General features: G+C 33.7%; 9 protein-coding genes. 1 reads left to right on the top strand and 8 read right to left on the bottom strand.

All coding sequences use genetic code 11. From position 1 onward, the window contains the following. Positions 1-69 precede the first annotated feature (69 nt). Complete coding sequence (locus tag AB1282_RS10105) at positions 70-1,029, top strand: ABC transporter substrate-binding protein (RefSeq protein WP_056471361.1); 960 nt, start codon at positions 70-72, stop codon at positions 1,027-1,029. 106 nt (positions 1,030-1,135) lie between these two features. Here AB1282_RS10105 and AB1282_RS10100 read toward each other — a convergent pair whose 3' ends face one another. The 8 genes from AB1282_RS10100 to AB1282_RS10065 all read right to left on the bottom strand — a co-directional run bounded on the left by AB1282_RS10100 (position 1,136) and on the right by AB1282_RS10065 (position 12,130). Further along, the gene (locus tag AB1282_RS10100) at positions 1,136-1,675 is read right to left on the bottom strand and encodes a GNAT family N-acetyltransferase (RefSeq protein WP_056471363.1); all 540 of its coding nucleotides are present in this window, start codon (positions 1,673-1,675) and stop codon (positions 1,136-1,138) included. Between the two features lie 235 nt (positions 1,676-1,910). Continuing rightward, the gene (locus AB1282_RS10095) at positions 1,911-2,612 is read right to left on the bottom strand and encodes a response regulator (protein ID WP_429899024.1); all 702 of its coding nucleotides are present in this window, start codon (positions 2,610-2,612) and stop codon (positions 1,911-1,913) included. Further along, the gene (locus tag AB1282_RS10090) at positions 2,578-4,212 is read right to left on the bottom strand and encodes an ATP-binding protein (protein ID WP_429899023.1); all 1,635 of its coding nucleotides are present in this window, start codon (positions 4,210-4,212) and stop codon (positions 2,578-2,580) included. The genes AB1282_RS10095 and AB1282_RS10090 overlap by 35 nt, the downstream gene beginning before the upstream one ends. Before the next feature lie 69 nt (positions 4,213-4,281). After that, positions 4,282-5,787, bottom strand: coding sequence for a tripartite tricarboxylate transporter permease (locus AB1282_RS10085; RefSeq protein WP_390312129.1), 1,506 nt, complete (start codon positions 5,785-5,787; stop codon positions 4,282-4,284). 46 nt (positions 5,788-5,833) lie between these two features. Then, positions 5,834-6,286: a tripartite tricarboxylate transporter TctB family protein gene (locus AB1282_RS10080; protein ID WP_056471373.1), complete on the bottom strand. Its 453-nt coding sequence runs from the start codon at positions 6,284-6,286 to the stop codon at positions 5,834-5,836. 64 nt (positions 6,287-6,350) lie between these two features. Continuing rightward, positions 6,351-7,370 carry a Bug family tripartite tricarboxylate transporter substrate binding protein gene (locus tag AB1282_RS10075; RefSeq protein ID WP_390312094.1) on the bottom strand — a complete coding sequence of 340 codons (1,020 nt, stop codon included), beginning with the start codon at positions 7,368-7,370 and terminating at the stop codon, positions 6,351-6,353. Positions 7,371-8,456: 1,086 nt separating this feature from the next. Then, positions 8,457-9,619 (bottom strand): IS3 family transposase gene (locus AB1282_RS10070; protein WP_429898917.1). Its coding sequence is split into 2 segments (ribosomal slippage): positions 8,457-9,361 and positions 9,361-9,619, totalling 1,164 coding nucleotides; the frame shifts between segments, so codons are not numbered across the junction. Positions 9,620-9,742: 123 nt separating this feature from the next. Beyond that, positions 9,743-12,130 carry an immune inhibitor A domain-containing protein gene (locus AB1282_RS10065; RefSeq protein WP_429899022.1) on the bottom strand — a complete coding sequence of 796 codons (2,388 nt, stop codon included), beginning with the start codon at positions 12,128-12,130 and terminating at the stop codon, positions 9,743-9,745. Between the last annotated feature and the right edge of the window lie 149 nt (positions 12,131-12,279).

The raw sequence follows: 12,279 nt of genomic DNA, 5'->3' as shown, positions 1-12,279 counted from the left end.
TCAAATCTTAATCTATAATACTACCGAGAGAAGTGATAATCATTATCAACTAAAAAGGGAGAACATTCTATGAACAAACTAAAATTTTCTTCACTAATTGCTCTATTCATAGCAGCAATTATGGTATTAGGTGCTTGTGGTACAAAAAAATCAGATGAAGCTTCTGGTAGTGAAAGTAAAAAAGCAAATACAATTACGATTGAGCATGCAATGGGTACGACAAAAGTTCCTGTTAATCCTAAAAGAGTTGTTATTTTAACAAACGAAGGAACTGAGGCTTTACTAGCATTAGGTGTGAAACCGGTTGGTGCTGTTAAATCATGGACAGGAAATCCTTGGTACGATCATATTTCTAAAGATATGGATGGCGTAGAAGTTGTAGGTGTGGAAAGTGAAGTTAATCTTGAAAAAATCGCTGGCTTAAAACCAGATTTAATCATTGGTAATAAAATGCGTCAAGAAAAAGTATATGAGCAATTAAGTGCAATTGCACCAACAGTTTTCGCTGAAACATTACGTGGAGATTGGCAAGAAAATTTCAAATTTTATGCAAAAGTATTAAACAAAGAAGAACAAGGCAATAAAGTATTAGCTGATTATACAAAACGTGTTAATGATCTAAAAGCTGAATTAGGTGATAAAGTAAATCAAAAAATTTCAATGGTCCGTTTCATGGGTGCTGATGTACGAATCTATCACCAAGATACATTCTCTGGTGTAATACTTAAACAATTAGGATTCCAACGTCCAGAGGAACAAAATGCTCCTGATTTTGCTGAAAGAGGCGTAACAAAAGAACGTATTCCAGCAATGGATGGAGATTACATATTCTACTTTACGTTTGATGACGGTAAAGAGTCTGGATCTAAGCTTGAAAAAGAATTTACAGAAGATCCTTTATTTAAAAAGTTAAATGCTTCTAAAAATGGACATGTCATTAAAGTAAATGATGTAACTTGGAACACTGCAGGTGGAATCAAGGCTGCTTACTTAATGTTAGATGACATTGAAAAGACTTTTATTAAATAATAGAATTTAAAAAGGTTTACCTTTATTGTCAGATTGAATGACAATTTAGGTAAACTTTTTTTGTTTAAGTTGGTGTCTGGCCTATTACCATTCCTGCAATACTTGCTTATCCCGCTTTCCCTGCATCCTTAGCATTTCCTGCAATTAGCGTAAGCATCATATGCTCTTGGTCCCAATATTCATTGTTAAATTTTAAACTATTAGGTGTTTTAGCGAATGTTTTGAATCCTAGTTTTTCGTATAGTTTTTTTGCTGTTTCGTTTCCTTCTATGATATTTAATGTAAGTTGTTCAAGTCCTAAGCTTTTTGCTAAATGGATTGCTTCTTCGATTAGAAGATAGCCTGCCCCCATTTTACGAGCTCTGGTAGATACATAGACAGACTCTATCTTTCCTTTGTGCTCTGCTTTAACCTTTTCAAATGTTTTTAAAGTGGTTACTCCAATTAATTCACCTTTGTCAGTAAATGCACCGATTGTATAATTTTTATCCTTATCTAAGATTTCTGCTTTGTATTCAATAGGGTCATCTTGATCAAGTATTTCATCCATAGTGGTACTAAAAACTTCAGGATTCTCTTTTAAACCTTCTAAACGAATATTAAGATAGATTTCTGCATCTTCTTTAGTTAATAAACGTATCTTCATACTTATCCCTCCGTAGTCTTGCAAAGTATATTTTATATAACAAATGCAAGGTTTTCAACGCTTTCAAAATCCAGACTCTAGTAAACTCCCATTGTCATAAACTTGTAAAAAACATAAAAAAACGCTTGTACACCAAGCGTTTAGACGATCCTCTTATCATGATTTTTCACAATTCCTGTTACAGAAATGTTAGGTTTGTCATAGTCATTAAGTAAACTTTACTAAATCACACAATCTAGTTTTTTATTAAATAAACTCTTTCTGGCCTTCCGATTGTTCCGTACGCTAAATCGGCTAATACTTTTCCTTCAGATACTAGATATTCTAAATATCGTCGGGCAGTTGTTCGACTAACGCCAATTTCTAGCCCTATATTCTCAGCAGTCATTCCATTATGAACTTCTTTTATCGCAAATAACACTTTATCTAAAGTAAGTCGATCAATTCCTTTAGGGTATATACTTTGCTCTTCAATTATCGAATTATTTTTTCCGATTAAACCATCTATTTCTTCCTGAGTTAGATAAGCACTTTTTGATTGTAGGCTTTGCACTTTATTTGAATAATTTACATAACGAATTAGAGACTTTTTAAAACGATCAAAAATGACTGGCTTTATAATAAAATCAAATACACCATATTGTAAGGCCTTATTAACTGAATCGATTTCTTTGGATGCGGTAATCATAATCACATCTGCTAAAATTGAATGTTTCTTCATCCATTGTAAAAAATCTAAGCCATTCATATCTGGAAAATAAACATCTAGTAATACTAGCTGAGGTTTTAGAATCTCAATTAAATCAACTGCTTCTTGGTAATTTGTCGCAATACCAATTACACTAAACCCTTCAATTCTTTCAATAAATCGTTGATGAATTTCTGCAATTCTACTATCATCTTCAACTATTAACACTTCTATAAAATTCTTTTTCATCGTATCTGTTACTCTCCTTTTGGCGTTTCGGAATGGCAACAATAAATGTAGTTCCCCCATGTTCATTTGAATGAAAAGTAATTTGTCCGTTTAATTTATGGAGTAATCTTTGAACTAGGTGAAGTCCAATCCCTGAGTTTTTAGATTTCTCCTTAGAAGTAATACCATATTCAAAAATCTCATCGATTAATTCTTCAGGGATTCCATTTGCATTGTCCTCAATTTCAATCACTAAATCTTCACCTAAATCAGTAAGAAATAGTGATACAAGCTTTTCTGATTTATTCGTTTCTAATACTGCATCGAATGCGTTATTTAATAGATTTCCGATTATGGTTATTAAGTCTTCCCGATTTATTTCTTTTGGGACATCAGCAAAGCTACTATTATAGTCAATGTTAAAGTCTACTTTTAACTCATTAGCTAAACTTATTTTTCCTAATAGAAGTCCTGCTACAACCGGGTCTGAAATTTCTTCCATAATAAAATGGATAATATTTTGAGTTATATTTGATTCCTTTGAAATTAATTCAATCGCTTCTTGATAAGATTCAAGCTGTATTAAGCCTAAAATTGTATGTAACTTATTCGAATATTCATGTGCTTGTGCTCTAAGGCCTTCTGAATACGCTTTTATTTGTGATAGTTCATTTAGCAATTTATTCAATTCTGATTTTTCCCTAAAGGTTGTTACTGCGCCAACAATTTTAGAATCCACTCCAATAATCGGTATACAATTAATAATCATTACTTTTTCATTTATTAGAAACTCTAAATCATAAATTGGCTTACCAGTTTCAACTACTTTCTTCAGATGCGAATTATGCAATATGTCTTCTATTTTTAATCCTCTAAGCTTTATATTATTAGGAATAGAAAGTACTTTATGAGCATTTTCATTTACTACCGTAATCTCTCCGTATTCATCAATCGCAATGATCCCTTCATGAATGGATTCTAAAATTGCATGTTTTTCTTTGTACATCCTTCCAATTTCTTTCGGCTCCAATCCGAATATCGATTTTTTAATATTAAATGATATTAAAAAAGCTACTCCTATGCCAAGTAATAATATGACAATACTATTTTTTATTAGTTTTTTACTAAACGCTTTTGCCTCATGATCGATATCTTTTATTAAGTAGCCTACAGAAACAACTCCAATTACTTTACCATTATCATCAAAAATAGGAGTTTTCCCCCTTAAAGAAGGACCAAGTGTACCAGTCGATTCTGATACGATTTCCTGTCCCTTAAATACTTTATCATTATCCCCGCCAACCATTTTCTTACCAATTAGCAATGGATTTGGATGTGAATAACGTACTTCATTTCTATTTCCTACAACAATAAATTCCGCTCCAACTTTCTCTCGGATCTTTTCAACGATTGGTTGAACGATCCCCGATGGATTTTCACTTAAAAATGCTTCACGAACTACTGGCATATTTGCCACTGTTTGAGAAATAGCTAAGGCCTTTAGACCCTTTTCATGTTTAAGGTTTTTTAGAAACATTTCTTGAGATACTATTTCAAAAACACTACTAATCACTAGAATGAGTACAGAAATAAAAATGATCAACTTATAATGTAAACGCATAAAATTTCCCCTTATATTTTTATAATAATCAAAAAACTCCTTTTATTAAAGGAGTTTTGTTAGAATATTTTAAGCTTCTACATTAATCACTACTTCTTTACCTTTCAATTTAATAATTATTGGAATGAGAATCCAAAGTACACCAATGATTAAAAATACTAATGAGATAGGATGAGTAAAGAAAATACTATAATCACCATTTGATACAGTTAAAGCTCTTCTTAAATTATTTTCAATCATTGGTCCTAAAACGATTCCTAATACTAATGGTGCGATTGGAAAATCATTTTTCGAAAGGAAATATCCGAAAATACCACATGCTATTAATAGAAGTAAATCATTTACAGATACTTGAACGGCATAAACACCAAATATTGAAATGGCTACAATTAGTGGCAATAAATATTTCTTCGGCGTTTGAATAATCTTTGCAAATATTTTTACTAAAGGCATGTTTAAGATAATAAGCATTACGTTACCGATAAACATACTTGCAATTAATCCCCATGCTACGTCAGGATGTTCATCAAATAATAGTGGCCCTGGTTGTATGTTATACATCATTAAAGCACCCATTAAGATTGCAGTTGTTCCTGAACTTGGAATCCCTAAAGTTAATAAAGGAATCATCGCTCCTCCAGACGCGGCATTGTTTGCTGACTCTGGAGATGCAACTCCTGCAATAGTACCAGTTCCAAACTTTTCTGGCGTTTTACTAACCTTCTTTTCTAAAATATAAGCAAAAAATGAAGCTAAAATAGCACCCGCTCCCGGTAATAAACCGACGAAAAATCCTAAAACAGAGCCCCTAGCAATCGGTGCTACACTTTCTTTTAATTCTTCTTTAGATGGTAATAAATTATTAATCTTTGCCATCTCGCCATCTTCAATTTCATTTTCAATAATTGTTTTAAATACTTCCCCTAGTGCAAATAATCCTACCGCTATTGTTAAAAATTCTAACCCTTGATAAAGCCATGGAATGTCATATGTAAAACGAGAAACTCCTGATACGGAATCAATTCCGATTGTAGCTAGTAGTAATCCTAAGATCGTCATAATTAATGCTTTTGTTACCGACTTTCCTGCTAGTCCACTTACTGCACATAAACCAAGAAGCATTAATGAAAAGTATTCGGCTGGACCGAACTTAATTGCTAATGCCGATAATGGTTTTGCTAATACGATCAATGCAATAAGAGTAAAAATCCCGGCTACAAATGAACCAATTGCTGCGATTGACAAAGCACTTCCTGCTCTACCTTTTTTAGCCATTTGATAGCCATCCAAAGTCGTCACTACAGAAGACGATTCACCTGGAGTATTTAATAAAATTGATGTAGTAGAACCACCATACATAGCACCATAATATACACCAGCTAATAAAATAATTGCACTCCCCGCTGCTTGCTCAGGTCCTAAAAAACCAGTAACTGAAGCAGTAACAGGTATTAATAAAGCGACCCCACTCATTGGCCCAATACCAGGTAATACCCCTACTGCTGTACCAATTAATACTCCGGCAAAAGCAAACAATAAGTTGTACCATGTAAATGCAGTTTCAAATCCCTGCATTAAATATTGAAAAGTACTCAAGTTAATAACTCTCCCTTCTTTTTTCTTAAAACCAAATTGACCAAACAGGTAACGTACCTTTTAAAACATCGACAAAAATAAAATAAATAATGAGAGAGTAACCTAATGAAATCGAAAGTGATTTTATCCAGTTTCCACGCTCCATTGTTTGAATTGCAACAATCAGGAATAAAAACGAACTAATAATAAAACCGATTTTCTCAAGTAAAAGTGCATAAAGAATAGCTGAAACTAGGATGATAAAAAATTGCTTATAATTATATTGAACTGCTTCCTTTTCTTTTTCCTTATAAGAAAATGTTTCGTAAAATAACCTAAAGCTTAATAGGGACAATGCACAGCCAAGTATAAATGGAAAAACATTTGGGCCAACTACACTTCCATATGCAGTAGCTGCTATATTTCGACTTTCGATAATAAAAGTTATACCTGTAATAAGAAAGATGATAGCTGCTAATCGATCAAATTTTTTATTCATGTATCTCACCTCTTTATGTTCAGTAATGGAAAAGAAGGAGTGTTTTTCCCCTTCTTTATTTCAACTATTTATTCATTCCTAATGCTTTTAATAAATCTTGAACTTGTGTTTCTTGATCTGATAAGAATGAATTAAATTCTTTACCATTTTTATATTCCGGCTGCCAGCCTTGCTTTTCTACTTCTTCTTTCCATTCAGCTGTCTCAACTAATTTTGAAATTGTTTTTTCCCAATATGAGTATGCGTCCTTAGACATTTTCTCTGGTCCAAAAACCCCACGCCAAATGATAAACTCGGCATCTATTCCTTGTTCTTTAGCTGTTGGAAACTTAGACAATACATCTCCTTGTAAACGTTCAGGTGATGTTACTGCTAAAACTTTAACTTTACCTGATTTAACAAACTCAAGCGTACTAGAGACATCGGTAGAAATGACATCCGCGTTATTCCCTAATAATGCTGTTATTGCCTCTGAACCACCATCATAGGAAACATACTTAATTTTCGTAGGATCAATACCATATTTATAAGCCGGTAAAATTCCGATTAAATGATCCATAGAACCAGGTGCAGATCCACCAGCTAAAGTAATATTTTTTGGATTCTTTTTCATATCATTTAAAAGTGATTTTAAATCTTTATACTTAGAATCAGCTTTTACAACGATTGCACCATAATCCTTTGTTAGCTGAGCTAAAGGTGTGCTATTTTTATAGCCATATGGACTATTTCCCTCTTTTTTCAAATTGTTAATAATAATAGGTGGTGAGTTTACGAATAATTTTTCATTATTGGCTTTATCTTGTGTAGCATATTCAGCCATGAATACCGTACCGCCACCGCCTGGTTTATTTTCTACCGTCATAGGTTCTTTAACAAGTTTTGTTTCACTTAATACTTTAGTGAACGATCTTGCCGTTAAATCCCATCCGCCACCTGCTCCAGATGGTGCTACAACCGAAATTGCCTTATTAGGATAATTTGAGCTATTACCTCCCGTCGAAACACTACTACTTTTACAAGCCGCAAGACTTACCGCGATTAAAGAAGTCATTACGAACAAACTAGTCTTTTTAAATTTCACCTATAGTTCCTCCTCTTTTGGAAACGCTTTCTAATACAAGTATTATAATTTAATAATTCTGAAAAAAGTTTTTATGAACGTTAAAGACGTAAAGTCCATTAAAACCATTTTGTTCATAAAAACCACGATAAAAAAACTCGCTGATTTGGGAGCATTTAGGCGAAGACAAGGGCGCAGTTGGAATTAAACTTAATTCCTAAAATTTGAAACTACATTGAGTCCCCTACTCATAACTGGATCATGAGTAGCTATAAACACTAGAAGACGGAAATAACTTACTCATAACAGGTTCATGAGGAACTATAATCACTAAATATTGAAAAGTACTTACTCATAACAGGTTCATGAGGAACTATAATCACTAAATATTGAAAAGTACTTACTCATAACAGGTTCATGAGGAACTTGATACGCTGGATTTTGAAAATTACTTCCTCATAACGGGTTCATGAGGAACTTTAAACGCTGGATTTTAAAAATTACTTCCTCATAACGGGTTCATGAGGAACTTGATACGTTAGATTTTGAAAATTGCTTCCTCATAACAGGTTCATGAGGAACTAGAATCACTAGATTTTGAAAATTACTTCCTCATAACAGGTTCATGAGGAACTAGAATCATAGATTTTGAAAATTACTTCCTCATAACAGGTTCATGAAGAACTTTAAACACTGGATTTTAAAAATTATTTCCTCATAACGGGTTCATGAGGAACTTGATACGCTGGATTTTGAAAATTGCTTCCTCATAACACTTTCATGAGGAACTTGATACGCTGGATTTTAAAAATTGCTTCCTCATAACACTTTCATGAGGAACTTGATACGTTGGATTTTGAAAATTGCTTCCTCATAACACTTTCATGAGGGACTTGATACGCTCGATTTTGAAAATTACTTCCTCATAACGGGTTCATGAGGAACTTGATACGCTCGATTTTGAAAATTACTTCCTCATAACAAGCTATAATTGAAATTAACCAAGATCTTCATTGACAAACTCATTTTCCGGCCAGTCTAAACACAAAAAAAAAGAATAAGAGCTGCACATAACCCTGTCAAGTAGACAATGAAAAAAAGAGTATATTAAGCTGCGACCTTTTCACGATATTCTATCGGGGAAAGGTCGTTTAATTTTTCTTGGAATCGATCATTGTTGTAAAAATAAATATATTCGTGAATTGCCTTTGCTGCTTCTGGCTTGCTTTTCGGGTTCACTAAATACAACTTTTCCGTTTTTAAATGAGAAAAGAAGCTTTCGATACAGGCATTATCGTAACAGTTACCTTTCCTAGAATGACTTCCTTGAATCTTTATTTTCTCTGTAACTTGCTTCTTATAAGCTGGTGATGTGTACTGAAAACCTTGATCTGAATGGATTAATGCATCTTTTGTGAAGGGCTTGTTTTCCAATTGATCGAGAGTGTTCAACACTAATTCTAGGTCATTTCTTTCTGAAAGTTTCCAGGCTACAATTTCATTATTATAAAGGTCTAAAACTGTTGATAAATAGACAAATGTATCCCCAGTTCGCACATAAGTAATATCTGTTACTAGCTTTTGGTATGGCTTTTCTGCAGAAAATTTGCGGTTAAGGATATTTGGAAAAACGACCGAACCACGTTTACCATAGAAAGGACGCTTTTTTCGAATAACTGAACGAATTCCTAAATTTCTCATCATGCGTCGTACTCGTTTATGATTGACTAGAATGCCTTCTCGTTTTAAGGCTTTTGTCATTCGTTTATACCCAAAATAAGGGTGTATTTTATAAATAGCTAAGATATGCTCTTTTAATAATAATTCTTCATCCACTTTAACCGAGCGTTTAGAAAGACTTTTTCGCCACTTATAGAAGCCAGCTTTTGATACTTCACCTATTTTTAGTAACCACTTTAAAGGATGAAAATTTCGAAGTTGATTAATTATCTCAAAACGTGCCGCCTTTAAGACCATTCCTTTCCGTGAAGATTTGGATTGCGCTTTTTTAAGTATTCTACCTGCGCTTTCAGGTAATTAACTTCTTCTTCAATACTAGTAAAGTTTTTTTTACTCCATATTCCACGCTGATCATCAAAGGTTTCCCCATTTTTAACCTTACGTACCCACTGAGCTATTTGGGAATCACTTTTAATTCCAAACTTTTCACGAAGCATACGATATGACCATCCTTCATCCACTTTCAAACGAACGACTTCTCGCTTTACTTCTTCAGAATAAGTTGAAAATGTTTGTCCTTTTTTAGCCATAAAAAAATCCCCTCTCAGTTAAACAGTTAAGAACATCATATCATGTTCTCTTTTTTTACTGTCTACCTGAAGGGGATAATATCAAGCCTGATAATATATCAGACTCTTATTCTTTATACTTACTTATTTATGAATCCAAACAGCACCAGCTGAATTATCTTTTGCTTCCCCAATAACTTGGAATTTTAATCCGTAGTTAGGTACTTTTCTTCCTGCATCTGGAATTAAAGTATTTTGGTAACTATGCGAATCATCAAACTCTGTTACACCAGGTAATCCAGCATAATCAAAGATCCCACGAGATGGTGAGTTAAAGTAGAATTCAGGAGATTTGTCGTAACTGAAAGCTGCGTCAGCTACTTGGTAACGAGTACTTTGTGATACTGATGGTTTACCATTTAATGTACCAACCATAGCTTCTGGGTGAGCATCTACAACACCTAAGAAACCTTCACCTGGGTGAACACCTGTCCAGTTATCTGTGTAGCTATCATCACCATACCAAACTACTAAACCAGTATTATACTTAACTCCGCGAGCATATTCTAATGCTTTATCAGAGCCAGCATAGTTTCTCCACTCTAGGTAGTAGTAGTGATTTTTAAAATCAGTTCCATTAGATACAGTTGCTTTGTCTAATGTAAATGCTGGCGTCGTTTCCGCACCATCAGTAAATTTAACTGTGCCATCAACAGTTAATTTTGCTTCGTCGAAAGCAAATCCTGCCGGAGATAGTCCACCATCAGTAACATATTCAAATTGAACTTTTACATTTTTGCCTTTGTAAGCAGACAAGTCATAAACTTTATCTACCCAAAGTCCTTTCGATGTATCAAGTCCACCTGCAATATTTTTAGTACCAATTGTATCGATTGTCGCAAGTTTAGTACCTGTTGCTGCATCTAATACATTTACATACAGATAGTCATAATTGTATTCAACTTCATAGTTTGCTTTTACAGCGAAGCTTGCATTTGTAGCTGCTGTTAAATTAAATACTGGTGAAGTCATCGTAGTATGGAGGTTATCTCCTTTTGCACTATAGTAATACTTAGCACCAAATTGTGGTTGAATTTTACTTTTTACTTCTTTCTTTGGTAAGTTAACTTTTACTACACCTGGGTTATTAGATTTAGTAACACTTTGGTCAATAAAAGTAGCAATACCTTTTTCGTCAATATCCTTATAATCTACTTCTGTCACATTAGCCCAGTTTCCACCAATTGTTTTTTGGAAATACTCTTTATTTTGCGGTGAAAAACTTGTAGGCGTCGTTCCTGCGATTGCTCCGTTCCAACTACCGCCACTCATAACTGACCAAGAAGCAATTGGCTCACCATTACCTGAATACTGAGTATCGTACTCATCTGGTAATCCTAGATCATGACCAAATTCGTGAGCGAATACACCAACTGCTCCATCTTCTGGCTCAATTGTGTAATCATATGCAGCCATCAATCCGCCCCAATATGGAACCTTTGATTGTGTTCCTGGGAAAGAAGTTACTCCATTCAGTGTCCAACGATGTGACCAGATTGCATTATCACCTAACTTACCTCCGCCAGCTTCTTGTCCAGTTCCAGCGTGAAGTACCATTAAATGGTCTACTAATCCATCAGGCTCATTAATGTTGCCATCACCATCAAGATCATAAATATCTAAATTATCAAAATCAGCTAAGTTTATGCCTGAATCAATTGCAGCACGTAATGATTCTTTAACTAAATCACGAGGACCTTTTGGGTTTAAATTATCATGTCCACCAGAAGGACTATCATCACCATATTCAGCTGCTTTTCCACTAACCGTTAACCAGTCTGTAACTGTACCTTTTACAGTATAGCTTCCACCAGATTGTTCTTCATAAAATTGTTTAAAAGTTTTTACTTTTGAACCATCGTTTAAAGTAAATTCTTTATCTCCGAAAAGCATATCTTCATAATGCTTTTTGCTAAAATCGTCAGTGTACATATACCCTTCTTGTTTATCAATATTGTTATGTTTGAAATCAGCAAATTCAGTTAAGATTACTAATACTTTATCTTCACGTACTCCGCCGTTATAGCCAGCTTGTTTTGCAGAATCAACTTTTACTACACCATTTGGTTTGCCTTTTTTATAGTTTTCGTGGCCTTTATTTAATTGTGATAAAAGTTGAGCTTTACGTTTTTCTAGTGTTGCTCTTTGTTTATCAGCAATTTCCGACTGTGATTGTGCTTGAACTTTCTCTTTATATTCACCTTGTTTTTCTTTTATGTATGCTTGTACTTTTTCTTTAGCTACTTCAGCACTATCAGATTCTTTGATCTCGCCTCTGTCTCTTAAAGCTTTTTCTAATCTTTCTTCATCCACTACGTTTAAATCTAAATAAGGACTTTCTACTAATTGCTTACTTTCACTTTCAGTAGGAATTGCTGCTTTTGAAGTAACTCCAGTTGAAAAAATGGACATACTTAATGCTGTAGCTAGTGAGACACTCGATAATACCTTCCAGTAAGATGGTCTTGCCATAAATCTACACCCCTTTTCAGAATATTCTAACAATAAGTAAATAGTACAAGTTTGAAGGGGGTTGTACAATGAGTAATTATGAATATTTTCTAATAATTAGTTTAATATATTTAATCTAATTTTAATGTATTTCTAATAATAGAAATAGG

The sequence above is a fragment of the Gottfriedia sp. S16(2024) genome (assembly GCF_050473765.1).
Taxonomy (GTDB): Bacteria; Bacillota; Bacilli; order Bacillales; family Bacillaceae_G; genus Gottfriedia.
The sequence above is the reverse complement of the archived record's forward strand: the minus strand, read 5'-3'. Positions and strand labels throughout refer to the sequence as shown.